The organism is Glutamicibacter sp. (assembly GCF_035257265.1).
Lineage (GTDB): Bacteria > Actinomycetota > Actinomycetes > Actinomycetales > Micrococcaceae > Glutamicibacter.
Window position 1 is genome coordinate 58,731 of record NZ_DATEXC010000042.1, and the last position, 14,713, is coordinate 73,443.

Genomic DNA, 14,713 nt, shown 5'->3' on the forward strand with positions numbered 1-14,713 from the left:
GCTAGGGGAGCGCCCGGCACTGTACGAAACGATGTCACCGTTCAACTATGAAATGGTTATCTTTCCCTAGTATTGGTCTACCGCAGACTCCAAGCGATTCACGCTTCGTTGCTACCGAGCAAGCGCTTCAGGACCAACGACTCGTTCTGGCCAAACCCGAGCGTGGGCCGGCAGAAGAACTGGTGTGCACTTTGGTCAGTAACGATAAACGGCTGATTGAAAGCTGTGCCTTGATCGCGTTGGGTGCTGCGGTGCGTATTCACCAGTGCGCCGAGTTGAAAGATCTGCCTTCTGCCGGTCACGGCCCAGTGCTTTGGGGCGCTGATATGGCCGATGATGCGTTGGATTTTCCTGGATTGTGTGACGTTATTCTTGGCTTCGAAGAAGATGATCAACAACTCTGGTCGGTGGCTAGCAGGATTCCGCGGGCTCGGGTTGCCATACTACCCAGCGCACACCATTGGTTGGGGGAATATCTAGGTCTGTGGGGGATGCGTTCGGGACAAGCTCACTGTCTGTCCTTGGCGTCCCTTGCTGGAGGGGTAGGCACCAGTACGTTAGCTGCACTTATCGCTCATGCTGGCACACTGAGTGGGCAGAAGAGTTTACTCATTGATCTAGATCCACATTCCACCGGGATATGGCCACGGCTGACGTTGGACCCACCCACAGGAATCGGTTGGGAGGAGCTACGCAGTTCCGGTGGTGCACTTGCACCGCATCAATTGGTAGACACACTTCCGTATTTGCAGGACACCGCAGTGCTGACCTGGTCGCCAAACGCCAGCTGCACCGGTGTGGATGAACAATTAGTAGTGCGCTTATTGGCCGCCGCCAGGCAAGGCTTTGACCTGCTCGTGGTCGACACTGGACGGGCCTTACATCCACAACATGCGGTCATCGAACAGTTCATTGATCATCAAGTCTTCACCTGCGATGACAGCAGCAAACCCCCGAATACCTCTCACATTGTGTGCGGAGTGAGAAATCCACGGAATTCAACTTCGGCAAGTAGTGCGTATCTAGGCCACTTTCTCAGCCTGCCCAAGATAACTCGCGTTCTTCAGCGTGGGGCGCTCTTTGATATCTTGCGTTCTCGAAAGGTCCGGCAGAATATCGCGGATCTGCGAATTTTGCCGCAGAAAGAGGCGACTGAAACATGAGCCCGGGTAAACATAGTGCCCAAGGCACGGGGCGTCCGAACCGACGCGAAGTTGATGCTCGGATTCTTGAATCCGTCCGACAACGTGCCATGGCCAGCGGAGGGCAGCTAGATGCTGTGGCGCTCGCCGGTGCCGTGCAAGACTCCGGGGCAGCTCTGGGATCTTCGGGAGCTGCCGAATCGCTGAAAGCCTTACAAGACGAGGTCACTGGGCTGTCCGTTCTTGAACCTTTTGCACAATTACCCGAGGTCACCGATGTACTGGTGGATGGGAAGGGCCGGGTGTGGATTGACTCACCACGTGGTCTCGAACTGACCGACTATGTCTTTGGATCAGCAGAGCAGGTGCGCCGGCTCGCCGTACACCTTGCGACGCTGTCCGGGCGCCGACTAGATGATGCAAGTCCCTTTATGGATATGAGTTTAAAACACTATCGAGTCCACGCAGTTCTGCCTCCGATTGCGACCCAAGGACCATTGATTTCGATTCGTGTGAAGAAAACTCAAGCCTTGGATCTGAGCGGGGTGCTGGAACATGCTGCAAGTTGGTGGCGTCCGCTGCTCGAAGAAATCATGCGGAGAGAACTGAACTTTCTGATCAGCGGTGGCACCGGCAGTGGCAAGACCACTTTGCTCCAAGCGATGCTTTCCTTAGCCTCTGAGGGGCAACGCATCATCGTGGTGGAAGACTCCCAAGAGCTCCAAGTCGATCATCACCACGTTGTCAGCATGCAAACTCGCGCAGCGAATGTGGAAGCCGCCGGAACCATTGAGCTACGCGATCTAGTGATCCAAGCGTTGCGCATGCGACCGGACCGATTAATCGTCGGTGAGTGTCGTGGAGCTGAAATCAGAGATTTCTTGGCGGCGATGAACACCGGGCATCAAGGCGCGGCAGGAACCTTGCACGCAAATAATCCCGAAGCTGTTCCCGCCCGCTTGGCGGCGCTGGGTGCATTGGCCGGATGGAATCTGCAAGCCACGGCACTCCAAGCAACTAGCGCCCTTGACCTAGTGATCCATATGTCACGTGGTGCGCACGGTGGGCGTGGTCCCGTGGCCCTAGGGATTCTGGGCACCGATCGGGACGGTCATATGCGTGTGGACACGGTCATCGACACCCAACGCACCCACGGCATTGCTAGTTCACTTATGCCATTGCTTGAACAGAAAGTTGGAGCGAACACGGTGAAGGCGATTGTTGAAGCATTAGCAGACGGTGCAAGGTGATTCTCGTGGTGATCCTTTTGCTATGTGCGCTCGCTTTCTGGCTCTGGTTTCCGCGAAGAGCCCAGCAGAACAAATCAGGCACTACTCCGCGTAGCTTCGACAGGCGAGGGCTATTTCGAAGGCGTGGGGAACCAAAAAATCTGTTGGCCGAAGATGCCCGAACTATCCGGGAACTGGCGGCGTTGGTGCGCAGTGGTCTGACTTTTTATCCAGCTGTTGACGCCCTGCTGAGCGCGGAGCAAAGCCAATGCCCAGTGCATCAAGCACTTCATCAATTACGCGCAATGCACCGGCTGGGGGCACAAAAATCCTTCTCCCACGACCTCTTCAGCACCAGCACCGAGCAATCGAGTGTGCGTCGTCTGCATTGGTGCTTACAAGTTTCCGAACGCAGCGGTGCCAGCCTTGCCGAGGTACTGGAACGCTTGGCAGATGATCTGGAAGCCGACTTGGTTGCGTCGCAAGCTTTTGATGCTGCGATGGCCGGGCCCAAAGCAACCACCAAATTACTGACCTGGCTACCTCTTGTGGGATTTGGTGCAGGAATGCTTCTGGGGATTGACGTCCTCGGGGCGCTAGCCACATCGTGGGCAGCCCAACTGAGCGTCCTAGCTGGTCTGACCTTATGGCTGCTGAACCGGTTGTGGTGCCAATACCTGCTGCGTACGACAACGAGAGCAGCCCTGCAATGATACTTTTTGCCTGCGGCTGTGTGGTCGTTGCGGTACTGCTCCTGTTTACCCCGGCGGCGAGCAAATCACCGGCAAAAAACCTGAAGACGGCGCGCAATAAGGTTTCGGAAGTTCACAATCACCCTTCAGAATTGATCCTTGATGTGAGCGCGAGCTTACTGGATTCTGGCATGCCAATTAAGGAAATTCTGGACACCCTAGGCCGAAGCGTGCCACACAGTGAGCAGCTGTGCACAGTAGCGCGTTGTTTGGAAATGAACATGGAGTGGGACAGGGCCTGGCATTCGGTCCCGCCCTGGCTGCACCCGCTGGAAAAGGCATTGCGCTTTGCACACGTGACAGGCGCTCCCGCGGCAAGCCTATTGCGCAACGCGGCGTCCCTAAAACGACGCGAACGAAGCCAAAGGGTCGCACGTCTTGGAGCCCAATTTGGCACCAGACTTGTCCTGCCGTTGGGCGCGTGTGCCCTGCCAGCATTCATTGCCTTGGGCGTGGTGCCGTTGATTATTGCCTTGCTGCCGGGGTTGTAGCGGAGTAATCCCCAGTTTGGAAGCAACCTAGCACGCCACTGGTTAATCTGACTCAAGCTGAAATCACTACCCCCAAATAATTCGCATTTGGGAACGGATGAAAGGACACATCATGAAACGACTGGAATCTTTGATTTCCGAGCGTCTCGCCGACGAAGAAGGTTCAACTACCGCAGAGTTTGCCATGGTTACTCTGGCCGCCGTGGCATTCGCAGGATTGCTAATCAGCATCTTATCCAGTGGGGATGTGCGCGGCATGCTCATGGGGCTGATTAGCAAAGCGTTGTCGCTCTAGGCCATGAACCTCAAAGATGAGCGAGGCAGTAGTACCGCAGAATTTGCGGTACTACTGCCGGCCGTCGCCGTATTTTTATCGCTGTTATTGTGTCTCGGGGTGCTGGGTATGAAGCAAATCCAGGTGCAACAGGCTGCTGGCGCCATGGCTAGAGAGCTGGCACGCGGTGAGGAAAATTCAGTAGTGCGCTCCAGCGGTGTGAGACTGGCCGGTCATGACGCAACGTATTCGGTGTCCAACGCCGGCGGGTACTCAAACGTTCATGTCACCAAGTCAGTAAGTATCCCGTTGCTTGGAGACGTACTGGTACGAGGCGAGGCAAGTGTGGTGTTGGAATGAGAGGGCTGCATATTCTGAAAGACGAGAGCGGCAACGGAACCGTGACTGTTACCGCTCTGGTAGCGGTGGCGGTCATCCTGACTTGTGCAGTACTGCTTTGGACCGCGGCCACCCACGCCTCGATGCGCGCAGCATCTGCAGCTGATCTGGCTGCTTTAGCAGCCGCAGATACCGCCAGGGGACTGCGCGCCGGAGACCCCTGCGCTATCGCCGGGGGTGTTGCGGCAGAAAATGACGCGCGGCTCCAGTCCTGCGCGGTGGAAGCCGACGGGACTTCGGTGAGCGTCACCGTGAGCGTTCCAGTGAACTTCACTGCCCTGGATGTGCAGTTGTATGATGCCACGGCGCGCGCCCGCGCCGGAGCACCACCGTTAGATCAGCGGTGATGAGCCGGCTCAATGTCCCGCAGGACAATATTGAGCAAAAGTACCGCCCCATGCTTGTCCAAAGGATTATTTCGATTTCCGCATTTTGGCGACTGGACACAGCTGGGGCAACCATGTGCGCATTCACAAGCGGTAATGGCGTCACGAGTCGCACGGACCCAATCGAGGAATCGTTCGAAACCGCGTTCAGCGAATCCAGCGCCTCCAGGCTGCGCGTCATAGACGAAGATCGTGGGGTGACCGGTGTCCATATGCAGTGCGGTGGACACCCCTCCGATATCCCACCTATCAGAGGTAGCTACCAATGGAAGCAAACCGATCATTGCATGTTCAGCCGCATGCAGGGCACCGGGGAACTGATCCACCGTGAGCCCTGCCTGGAGCAGGCGTTGCTCGGTGAGCGTGAACCATATTGACTTTGTGTGAAGCTCGCGGGCTTCTAATTCCAACGGTTCTTCGGAGAGCACTTCATTGGAGGCGACCGATTTACGTTGAAAGGAGACCACTTGTGTGGTGACGGTGACTTCACCAAAGTAGACATTTAGTTCTTGATGTTTACTGGTGCGTTCCCCGGAATGCACGGCTACCGTGGTCAGGTCCCGAGCGGTGGTGTAATAGTCCGGGTTAACGCGACTGACGACCACCACATGATTTTGTTCATCGAGTTCTTCCACATGATAGCTGGCACCTTGATGAACATAGATGGCGCCTGGGTGAGCCTGATAATGGGTTTGCGGTGAATCCATTGTTCCCAGCAGGGCACCGGTATCCGCGTCGATAATATCGACCGGACCCCCACCATCTGCGCGTATTGAAAACATCGAGGCAGCATGTTGCGGATGAGTCCAAAACCAGCCAGCCGGACGCCGACGGAGGTATCCACGCTGCACCAGCGATTCCAATAATTCTTCGGTCTGCGGGCCAAAAAGCTCTAGCTCTTCGGGACGCAAGGGATGTTCTTGCGCTGCGGCGCAGAGGTGCCCGCTGAGTACGTACTTATTTTGCGGATCAAATACCGTCGCTTCGACTCCGAGCTCAAAGATCGCCTCGGGATGATGCACCAGGTAGGTATCTAATGGATCTTCCGCGGCCACAAAAATTGCCAGAGCATCTTGTCCGCTGCGCCCGGCACGGCCAATTTGCTGGAAGAACGAGGCGCGTGTACCAGGCCAACCGGCGACCACCACAGCATCCAAGCCAGCGATGTCGATGCCGAGCTCTAAGGCCGAGGTGGAAGTCACCCCAAGTAATTGACCGGAGCGTAATTGTTTTTCAACTTCGCGTCGCTCGGCCGGTAAATACCCTGAACGATAGGCGGCAAGGCGCACGCTGAGTTCCGGGGCAAACTTCTCCAGATGCTTACGTGTTAAGGTCGCGATGGTTTCAGCACCTCGACGGGACTTGATGAAAACGATGCTTCGCACGTGTTCAGCCATCAAATCTGTGAGGATCGACGCGCTTTCGGCTATTGCCGTACGTCGAATTGGTGCCCCGTTTTCCCCAGTTCTATCGGTCAACGGCGGTTCCCACAGTCCAATGACCAACTCACCTGAAGCCGAGAAATCGTGGGTGACTGCGGTAGTGGGCGCCCCGATAAGCCGGGAAAAAGATTGTTCCGGATCCGAGCTAGTGGCGGACGCTCCGATAAATATCGGGTCGTTACCGTAGTGAGTGCAGATGCGTCGTAGCCGGCGCATCAGGTTCGCCACGTGCGCACCGAAAACGCCCCGATAGGAATGTGCTTCATCGATGACTACGTAGCGCAGGCGCTTGAAGAAACGTGACCAGGCTTGATGATTGGACAGGATCCCGCGGTGCAACATGTCCGGATTGGTGAACACAAAATTTGCATGTTGCCTGACCCAGGCGCGGGTGCCTTGCTCGGTATCGCCGTCATAGCTGGACGCACGAACCCCGGGCACCGCTAGAGCTTGGACCGACGCTAATTGGTCCGCAGCTAACGCCTTGGTGGGGCAGATATACAAGATCGTTCCCTGAGCTGCCGCGTCATTCGCCCCGGTTTCTCGGGTGCGGTATAACAGATCGATGCCAGGCATCAGATAAGCCAGAGACTTGCCCGACGCGGTGCCAGTAGAAATGATCGTGTGGTTTCCTGCATGAATCGATTCTGCAGCCTGCACCTGATGAAGCCATGGTTGCGCAATGCCAAGACCTTCGAAGGTTTCGCGTACCGAATCGTGGAGCCAGACCGGCCAGGGTGCGGTGATTTCGTCTTTTGCCGCAACGGTTCTGCGGTGAATCACCGCTTCGGGATCGTTTTGGCGATTAAACGGATCCAACAACGCATGTACTGACTTCACGTATAGGGCCTCTCGGAGCAGCGAAGAGTTGTTAAAAGCCTATCGCCGTCGAAAATACTCTCGACGGCGATAGGTGAAAGCGTGTGAAGCTTACGCTTTGAACAGGACAACCTTGCCTAGTGAAGTCCAGCCCAGAGAAGCGTAGAGCTGTTGGCCGTCAACGGAAGCGATGAGTAGTCCTTCATCAACATCGTGTTCCTGAGCCAGTGAAGCCAGCGCGCGCATAATCAGCGTGCCAAGGCCTTGACGCCGGAAATCAGGTCCGGTGATGATGCGGTCGAAGATTGCGAAACCGTTTACGGCCGAGACATGGCCCGAAGCGGCGACAACTTCCTGATTATCTTCTGGATGAAGAGATACATAAGCATGGGTTCCGTCGCGTTCAATCTGGAACACAAAGCCGTCCGAAGGTAGCGGCACCTCGACGTCGTGTACGGCCAGCTCGGTGACCATGAGTACTTCATCATCTGCAGAGACCTGAAGGCCAACTTCATTGGCGGTGTTCAGCAAGTCTGAAACAGAGTCGTTAAAGGCGGTAAGGCGGCGCTTAGGATGCTTCTTAAGCGTCTCAGCGACTGCCGCTAGCTCTTCTTTAGAAGGCTCATAAATAACGTATTCCCAGTCCCCGGTGGTGTCATGGCGTAGGGCAGCATGGACGCGCCCTTCATGGCGGATTTCGTATCCGCGAACGCCTGCCCAACCATCGACCCAGGTACCAATCAGTTCATCGCTTGCGTTTGATGCCATGTTTTGACCCTACCCTGTCTTACCTAGGAATTAGCTGACGTTGAGCTAATCGTTGCTTACTTGAAACTATAGTCAATGCTGATAGCCAAGCAACGATCGAAATGAAGAATGTGACTTTCATCTTTTGCTCGGCGTTTTGAGCTAAAAAGCTACTACCCTTATATGGTGTCCATTCATCGCATTGTTTTGTATTACGCTTTTACGCCGCTTCCAGACCCCGAAGCTATCCGCCTATGGCAACGCTCGTTGCTTGAACGCTGGGGCTTGCGCGGACGGATCATCATCTCCAAAGACGGCATCAACGGTACCGTTGGTGGTGAGATTTCTGCTGTCAAAAAGTACGTGAAAGCTACACGTGAGTTGCCTGCTTTTAACAAGATGGATATTAAGTGGTCCGAAGGTTCTGCAGAAGACTTCCCGCGTATTTCCGTTAAAGTTCGCGATGAGATTGTTACCTTCGGTGCGCCGGGCGAGCTCGAAGTAGACGAAAACGGCGTAGTTGGTGGCGGTGTACACCTGCGGCCCGAGCAGCTCCACGAACTAGTGGAGACCAAGGAGAAGTCCGGCGAGAAGATTCATTTCTTTGATGGACGAAACGCTTTTGAAGCGCAAATTGGCAAGTTCAAGGATGCCATCGTTCCGGATGTCGAAACTACGCGCGAATTCATGGACGAGCTGGACTCAGGCAAATACGATCACTTGAAGGATCAGCCGATTGTCACCTACTGCACCGGTGGTATCCGCTGTGAAGTGCTTTCCGCATTAATGGTCAAGCGTGGGTTCCAAGAGGTTTACCAGATGCAAGGCGGAATCGTCCGCTATGGCGAGCAATACGGCGACAAGGGTCTGTGGGAAGGGTCCCTGTATGTCTTCGACAAACGCATGCACACGGAGTTTTCTGAAGATGCAGTCACCATCGGTGAATGCGTTGGCTGCCATGGAGCTACGAATAAGTTTGAGAACTGCTCGAACCCTACCTGCCGTAACTTGCGCCTGTTCTGTGAAGACTGCGCCAAGGATGAGGAACTGCGTCGGTGCCCGGACTGCACCGAGGCAGCTATCGAAGCATAAACAGTAAGTACAGAGCAGCGAGCGCAATGCATGGATCATGCATTGCGCTCGCTGCTTTTAAACTGCACTTAGGGGTTCGGCCACAATTCTAGCGAAGCGTCGATCACGAGCGTTTCTTCTTCGAGCGTTTCATAGACACTAAAGCCGCGTGCCTGATAGTTAGGGATAGCTGCTTCGCCATCTAATGAACAGGTGTGTAGCCACACCCGGCTCACCGGTGGGAGGGTGCTCTCGCGCTGAGGAATATCCCACGCTCTGCGGTTGGCTTCACTGAGCAGGATTCCGCCCAGGCCTTTACCAATGGCCTCGGGAAATAGTCCAAAGTAGTAGATCTCAACTTCGCTGTGGCCCGCCAGAACCTCGGTGGCCAGCTCCGCGTAGCCTTGGGGTGCGCCATCTTGGTAGAGCACATAGGTTTCCGAACCTGGTTTACGCAAGCTGGCGTCCCAGTCGTTGCGGCTAATGCTTAGCCGGTCGGCCCAGTTCAGCTTGCTGCCTACACACTGATACAGGAATCGCGAGAATTCAGGCGTAATCTGCGAGACTTTCTCAATTCGGGCGTTCTCCGGCAACTGCCGGGTACTCGGGCGCATGTGGGTTGGCGCGAGCTGTTGCAAATAGGTGATGGTCACAAGTGGCATACCGAATATCATAAGGCGGGGAGGGTCAGGTTGCGCAGTCTTGTAATGCTGGGGGACTCGTTAGACTGAGTGGTGTGAATGCCGCTGATTTTTCTGCCATAGAAGATGCCCCGAATAGTTATGACCTTGTGCTGGTGGACAAACTCCACGCAGACTTGACCGAGATAAATTTTGGTTTTGATGCCATCACCGAATTGCTTGGTGTCGATGCGGTGGCAGCCTACGGGCGTGATCAGATCCACCCTGCGCTTCGCGTCCTAGATAAGCAGCCGGTGGACAGCGCCTTGGGCTGCGCTATCCGGCTATTCCAGCTGGGGCAAACCGAATCCGCTGGCGCGCTGGTCGAGGCATTCCCCACGGTGCGTGTTGAGGGGCTGCTGAAGCTGGGGCTGGTTGAATCTTGGGCTTCGGGGTACCGGGCCAAGGTGGCGCTGGCGGTACATGCCTCCGATGCCGATGGGCAGATGTGGGTGGCCCACGATCTGGGGTCCCATCAGCGTCCTGGAGTTTTGCGCACCGACCATGTTCTTGGAATAGGGCACGCCTCGCGGACGCTCGCGCAGATCACCATCCGCCAGGAAGTGGACCGGGCTCTGGATCTAGGCACGGGCTGCGGAGTGCAGCTATTTCATCTGCTCTCGCATGCCAAACATGTGACGGCAACAGACCTTTCGGCTCGTGCATTAGCGTTCACTCGCTTTAACCTGATGCTCAACCACCGCATCTTCAAGCTGGATCCACAACGCCTCGACGAACGCGTCACGTTGTTGCAAGGAAGTCTCTTTGAGCCCGTTGCGGATCAACGCTTTGACTTGATTGCCAGTAACCCACCCTTCGTAATTACGCCACGTAAAAAATCAGAGCGAGAACAAGACCGATTCACCTATCGCGATGGCGGGATGGCGGGAGACTCGTTGGTCAGCACCCTCATTGCTCAGGCGCCGGCACACTTGAATCCTGGAGCGCATATGCAAATGCTCTCCAACTGGGAGATTCCTCGCCTAGATGCAGAGTCGAATCAACCTTGGGAGCGCCGAGTCTCCGGATGGTTCGCTGATGACTTGGACGTTTGGGTAATTGAGCGGGAACAGACTACGCCAAGCGTTTACGCGGAAACCTGGCTACGCGATGCCTCGCAGAGTGAAGATAGCGCCGCTTACGCTCTGGCATATGACGCCTATCTTGACGACTTTGAATCTCGTCAGGTGGGTGCCATCGGTTTTGGCATGGTGTATTTCCGCCGAGCCGTGCACGGTGAGGTGACGCTGCGACGCTTTGAGCAGATCCCGCACCAAATGGAGCAGCCGCTGGCTCCCGCCTTGGATCGGGATATCCAGATGGCTGATGCCCTGCGTGAAGCGGCAGAAGCTTGGAAGCAATGGCACCTTTTGGTGGCCGAAGACGTCACCGAGGAACGCCATCAGCGCCCGGGCGCGGAACACCCCGGAGTGATTCTTCTGCGACAGGGCGCAGGTGTGCGCCGAACGGAAATTCTGGACTCGGCGCAGGCAGGTTTCCTATCTGCTTGCGACGGGGAATTGTCTGTCATGCAGCTTGTCGTGGCGCTTGATTCATTGATCGGTGAAGGTGATGAATTCTTCGCTGAACGACTGTATGAAGCAATAGCTCGCCTTCTTCGGCATGGAATGCTTCGTAAAATGTGAAACAAAGGCTAAACTTTTTCGTTATGACACGGAACACAGTCGAAGATGATGGTGCGCAGCGCGCCGATGCGGAACCTCAGGCCCCACAAGTTGTCTCGATCACCGACCCGCAGGCTATTCGCGCGCTGGCCCATGATGCTCGACTGATCGTACTTGACGAGCTCTTCGCCTCACAAACCACGCGTACCGCAACCGAGCTGGCATCGATGTGCTCATTGACGCCTAGCGCCATGAGTTATCACTTGCGAGCCTTAGAAAAATATGGATATGTAGCGCGCGCAGCCAGCGAGGGCGACGCGCGCGAACGTCGTTGGCGCGCTGCCGGTGAACGGTTGGAACTAAACACTCAAATTGACTCGACAAATGCGAAGACCGCCTATCTTAACGTGCAATTAAACGCGTTCCGGACTCGGCTCAACGCAGAAGTTGAACGCAGGGAGGCTGAAGCCAAGGCAGGAATCATGCCTGCGGCGGACCGTCCACCCATGCTGACTAGTGGTTTAGTGTTCCTTCCTGAGGCTAAGCAGAAGGAGTTCAACCGGCGCTTATTGGATCTCGTTTACGAGTATGAGGCAATGGCCACGGCCGAAGAACGCAACATCGACTCAAAGCGTATGTTCTACTTAATCTCATTACTACCCGAGTACCAGCACCTGGGTAGTGAGGTGAGCTAGAGAAAAGTTGGTCAGTTCTTCGGTGTAAGATCATCGGGAATTGTGACTGTCATCTGGTCGCAATCAATGGTGCTGCGATTGCCGCCCGAGAGCAACCTAGAGGGGAGCTCTCGGAACCGCGTTGTATAAAAGGAGAGCTGTGCCCGCAAAGGCCAAGGAAAAGACCGGTAAGAAACTCGTCATCGTGGAGTCTCCTGCCAAGGTAAAGTCGATCGCCAAATATTTGGGCGAGGGCTTCGACGTGGACGCTTCGGTGGGCCACATCCGTGACCTTCCGCAGCCCTCCGAGTTACCGACCGAGTTAAAAAAGACCTCGGTAGGTAAATTCGCGGTCGACCTCGATAACGACTTCGAACCGTATTACATGGTGTATCCGGACAAGAAGAAGCGCGTTGCCGAGTTGAAGGCAAAGCTGAAAGACGCCGACGAACTTTATCTCGCAACAGATGCGGACCGCGAGGGCGAAGCCATCGCGTGGCACCTGCTTCAGGTGCTTAAGCCCAAAGTTCCGGTACGCCGTCTGGCCTTCACCGAAATTACCAAGGAAGGCATTGAGCGCGCCTTGGGCTCAATGCGCGAGCTGGATACCGACCTGGTTGACGCGCAGGAAACCCGCCGTGTACTAGACCGCCTCTACGGTTACGAAATCTCCCCGGTCCTCTGGCGCAAAATTGCCCGCGGTTTGTCCGCCGGCCGTGTGCAGTCCGTGGCCACCCGCCTGGTCGTGGAGCGCGAACGCGAACGTATGGCGTTCATTTCTGCCGGGTACTGGGACATCAAAGGCAACTTCGCCACCAGCGGTTCGGAATCCTTTGCGGCGAAACTTTCTGCCGTGGACGGCAAGCGTGTGGCTTCGGGACGTGACTATGATGACCGCGGTCAGCTGAAGTCCACCAAGAATCCGCTGGCGCCGCTAAATCAGGAAGCCGCCGAGTCCTTGGTTGCCAATCTGGCTAACTCTGACTTTGCCGTCACCTCGGTGGAAGACAAGCCATACACCCGTCGTCCGGCTGCTCCCTTCACCACCTCCACCTTGCAGCAGGAAGCCAGCCGCAAGCTGCGCTGGAGTTCAAAGCTGACCATGCAGATCGCTCAGCGTCTGTACGAAAATGGTTACATCACCTACATGCGTACCGACTCGGTCTTCCTGTCCAATGAAGCCGTGCGTGCCGCACGTGCACAGGCCACCGAGCTTTACGGGGCAGACTCGATTCCGTCCAGCCCGCGCGTGTACAAGGGGAAATCTGATTCCGCGCAGGAAGCCCACGAGGCAGTTCGTCCGGCCGGTGACATGTTCCGCCGTCCAAAGGATGTGCGCTCACAGCTTTCCAAGGATGAATACGTCCTGTATGAGCTGATCTGGAAGCGTACCGTCGCCTCCCAGATGGCTGACGCCAAGGGTTTCACCGCAACGATTAAACTTTCCGGCACCGCCAGCGATAGCCGCGTTGCCGAGTTCTCCGCCTCGGGAACCGTGATCACCTTCCGTGGTTTCCTTTCGGCTTACGAAGAGGGCAAGGACAGTGAAAGCGACGCGGCAGAAAAGGCCGAGAACGCCGAAGCACGCCTGCCACAGCTGACCGTGGGACAGTCACTGACCGGTGACGAACTGATCGCTCTGGGTCACGAAACCACCCCACCGGCCAGGTACACCGAAGCGTCTATCGTCGCTGAGCTCGAAAAGCGTGAAATCGGCCGTCCGTCGACCTACGCGCCAACGATCTCCACCATCATGGATCGCGGTTACGTAACCAAGCGTGGTGGCGCCCTGGTGCCAAGCTGGATCGCGTTCTCCGTAATTCGACTGCTCGAAGAGCATTTCGCGAAGTACGTGGATTATGACTTCACTGCGCGCCTAGAAGATGACTTGGACGAAATCGCCAACGGCAACCGGGCACGCACCGACTGGCTGAACATGTTCTACTTCGGTGGCAAGGGTGAAACTCGTCCCGAAGGTCTGAAATATGTGGTGGACAACTTGGGCGATATAGATGCCCGGGCTATCAACTCGATCAAGATCACCGACGACATCACTTTGCGTGTGGGCAAGTTCGGCCCGTACCTCGAACGCACCATCCCGGAAGGCGCCGAAGAAGGCACCGATCCGCAGCGCGCCAACGTTCCCGAGGAACTGGCACCGGATGAGCTGACCGCGGCGAAGGCCGAAGAGCTATTCGCCACCGCTCAGGTATCCGAGCGTGAGCTGGGAATTGAAGAGGCCACCGGACGAAAGATTGTGGCCAAGGATGGCCGTTACGGTGCCTACGTCACCGAGATCATTCCGGAAATGACTGAAGAAGAAATCGCCGCGCAGCCGGTGGAATACTACAAGAACGGCAAGCCAAAGCCGCCTAAGAAGCCGGTGAAGGTCAAGCCGCGCACCGCGTCACTGTTCAAATCCATGACCGTGGAAACTGTCACCTTGGATGAGGCGCTGAAGCTGATGAGCCTGCCACGCGTGGTGGGTGCTGATGCCGAGGGCGAAGAGATCACCGTGCAGAACGGCCGCTTTGGTCCGTACTTGAAAAAGGGCAGCGATTCGCGTTCTATCGAGAGCGAAGAGCAGATCTTCAGCATCACCTTGGACGAAGCACTGGCAATTTATGCACAGCCTAAGCAGCGTGGAGCTCGGGCCGCAGTGCCGCCCTTGGCAGAATTTGGTGTTGACCCCACCAGTGAGAAGAACATTGTGGTCAAGGACGGCCGTTTCGGTCCGTACATCACCGACGGCATCACCAACATCACGGTGCCTCGTGCCACCTCATTGGAGGAGCTCACACGCGAACAAGCCATCGAAATGTTGGCAGATAAGCGTGCCCGTGGTCCGGTGAAACGAACTGCAAAGACGGCTGCTGCGAAGAAGCCTGCTGCTAAAAAGGCTCCGGCTAAGAAAGCTCCGGCTATAAAGGCTCCCGTCAAAAAAGCCACCGCTAACAAGAGTGAAAAGTAGACCTTGTCTGC

The 14,713-nt window shown here is 56.0% G+C and carries 14 protein-coding genes; 11 read left to right on the forward strand and 3 right to left on the reverse strand.

Annotated elements, in window-relative coordinates:
• The first annotated feature begins 47 nt into the window (after positions 1–47).
• The 7 genes from VJ369_RS12325 to VJ369_RS12355 all read left to right on the forward strand — a co-directional run bounded on the left by VJ369_RS12325 (position 48) and on the right by VJ369_RS12355 (position 4,634).
• Positions 48–1,163 (forward strand): hypothetical protein, encoded by a 1,116-nt coding sequence (locus VJ369_RS12325; RefSeq protein ID WP_324092367.1) that lies wholly within the window; start codon positions 48–50, stop codon positions 1,161–1,163.
• The gene (locus tag VJ369_RS12330) at positions 1,160–2,392 is read left to right on the forward strand and encodes a TadA family conjugal transfer-associated ATPase (RefSeq protein WP_324092368.1); all 1,233 of its coding nucleotides are present in this window, start codon (positions 1,160–1,162) and stop codon (positions 2,390–2,392) included. The genes VJ369_RS12325 and VJ369_RS12330 overlap by 4 nt, the downstream gene beginning before the upstream one ends.
• Positions 2,393–2,535: 143 nt before the next feature.
• Entirely contained in the window at positions 2,536–3,084 is a 549-nt protein-coding gene (locus tag VJ369_RS12335) for a type II secretion system F family protein (protein ID WP_324092369.1), read from the forward strand.
• Positions 3,081–3,614: a type II secretion system F family protein gene (locus VJ369_RS12340; RefSeq protein ID WP_324092370.1), complete on the forward strand. Its 534-nt coding sequence runs from the start codon at positions 3,081–3,083 to the stop codon at positions 3,612–3,614. The genes VJ369_RS12335 and VJ369_RS12340 overlap by 4 nt, the downstream gene beginning before the upstream one ends.
• A 112-nt stretch (positions 3,615–3,726) precedes the next feature.
• A complete protein-coding gene (locus VJ369_RS12345; RefSeq protein WP_096257030.1) occupies positions 3,727–3,909 on the forward strand; it encodes a DUF4244 domain-containing protein in 183 nt (60 codons plus the stop codon).
• Positions 3,910–3,912: 3 nt separating this feature from the next.
• Positions 3,913–4,248 (forward strand): TadE family type IV pilus minor pilin, encoded by a 336-nt coding sequence (locus tag VJ369_RS12350; RefSeq protein WP_324092371.1) that lies wholly within the window; start codon positions 3,913–3,915, stop codon positions 4,246–4,248.
• Positions 4,245–4,634 (forward strand): Rv3654c family TadE-like protein, encoded by a 390-nt coding sequence (locus tag VJ369_RS12355; RefSeq protein ID WP_324092372.1) that lies wholly within the window; start codon positions 4,245–4,247, stop codon positions 4,632–4,634. The genes VJ369_RS12350 and VJ369_RS12355 overlap by 4 nt, the downstream gene beginning before the upstream one ends.
• Here VJ369_RS12355 and VJ369_RS12360 read toward each other — a convergent pair.
• Complete coding sequence (locus tag VJ369_RS12360) at positions 4,625–6,955, reverse strand: DEAD/DEAH box helicase (protein ID WP_324092373.1); 2,331 nt, start codon at positions 6,953–6,955, stop codon at positions 4,625–4,627. The genes VJ369_RS12355 and VJ369_RS12360 overlap by 10 nt on opposite strands.
• A gap of 90 nt (positions 6,956–7,045) precedes the next feature.
• Positions 7,046–7,702, reverse strand: a complete 657-nt coding sequence (locus VJ369_RS12365; RefSeq protein ID WP_324092374.1) for a GNAT family N-acetyltransferase — start codon at positions 7,700–7,702, stop codon at positions 7,046–7,048.
• A 165-nt stretch (positions 7,703–7,867) separates the two neighbouring features.
• On the opposite strand from VJ369_RS12365, the gene VJ369_RS12370 reads away from it, so the two are divergent.
• Complete coding sequence (locus tag VJ369_RS12370) at positions 7,868–8,773, forward strand: rhodanese-related sulfurtransferase (RefSeq protein ID WP_324092398.1); 906 nt, start codon at positions 7,868–7,870, stop codon at positions 8,771–8,773.
• A 68-nt stretch (positions 8,774–8,841) separates the two neighbouring features.
• Here VJ369_RS12370 and VJ369_RS12375 read toward each other — a convergent pair whose 3' ends face one another.
• On the reverse strand, positions 8,842–9,414 hold the full coding sequence (locus tag VJ369_RS12375) for a GNAT family N-acetyltransferase (RefSeq protein WP_324092375.1): 573 nt from the start codon (positions 9,412–9,414) through the stop codon (positions 8,842–8,844).
• Between the two features lie 74 nt (positions 9,415–9,488).
• On the opposite strand from VJ369_RS12375, the gene VJ369_RS12380 reads away from it, so the two are divergent.
• The 3 genes from VJ369_RS12380 (at position 9,489) to topA (ending at position 14,702) form a co-directional block, all read left to right on the forward strand.
• Entirely contained in the window at positions 9,489–11,078 is a 1,590-nt protein-coding gene (locus tag VJ369_RS12380) for a DUF7059 domain-containing protein (RefSeq protein WP_324092376.1), read from the forward strand.
• 23 nt (positions 11,079–11,101) lie between these two features.
• A complete protein-coding gene (locus VJ369_RS12385; protein WP_324092377.1) occupies positions 11,102–11,752 on the forward strand; it encodes a helix-turn-helix domain-containing protein in 651 nt (216 codons plus the stop codon).
• Between the two features lie 139 nt (positions 11,753–11,891).
• On the forward strand, positions 11,892–14,702 hold the full coding sequence (topA, locus tag VJ369_RS12390; protein ID WP_324092378.1) for a type I DNA topoisomerase: 2,811 nt from the start codon (positions 11,892–11,894) through the stop codon (positions 14,700–14,702).
• Positions 14,703–14,713 lie beyond the last annotated feature (11 nt).

What these genes read in the sequence shown, in the direction of transcription:
- VJ369_RS12325 (WP_324092367.1), top strand. Translation starts at nt 48, where the DNA reads ATGAAATGGTTATCTTTCCCTAGTATTGGTCTACCGCAGACTCCAAGC.
- VJ369_RS12330 (WP_324092368.1), top strand. Translation starts at nt 1,160, where the DNA reads ATGAGCCCGGGTAAACATAGTGCCCAAGGCACGGGGCGTCCGAACCGA.
- VJ369_RS12340 (WP_324092370.1), top strand. Translation starts at nt 3,081, where the DNA reads ATGATACTTTTTGCCTGCGGCTGTGTGGTCGTTGCGGTACTGCTCCTG.
- VJ369_RS12345 (WP_096257030.1), top strand. Translation starts at nt 3,727, where the DNA reads ATGAAACGACTGGAATCTTTGATTTCCGAGCGTCTCGCCGACGAAGAA.
- VJ369_RS12350 (WP_324092371.1), top strand. Translation starts at nt 3,913, where the DNA reads ATGAACCTCAAAGATGAGCGAGGCAGTAGTACCGCAGAATTTGCGGTA.
- VJ369_RS12355 (WP_324092372.1), top strand. Translation starts at nt 4,245, where the DNA reads ATGAGAGGGCTGCATATTCTGAAAGACGAGAGCGGCAACGGAACCGTG.
- VJ369_RS12365 (WP_324092374.1), bottom strand. Translation starts at nt 7,702, where the DNA reads ATGGCATCAAACGCAAGCGATGAACTGATTGGTACCTGGGTCGATGGT.
- VJ369_RS12375 (WP_324092375.1), bottom strand. Translation starts at nt 9,414, where the DNA reads ATGCCACTTGTGACCATCACCTATTTGCAACAGCTCGCGCCAACCCAC.
- VJ369_RS12385 (WP_324092377.1), top strand. Translation starts at nt 11,102, where the DNA reads ATGACACGGAACACAGTCGAAGATGATGGTGCGCAGCGCGCCGATGCG.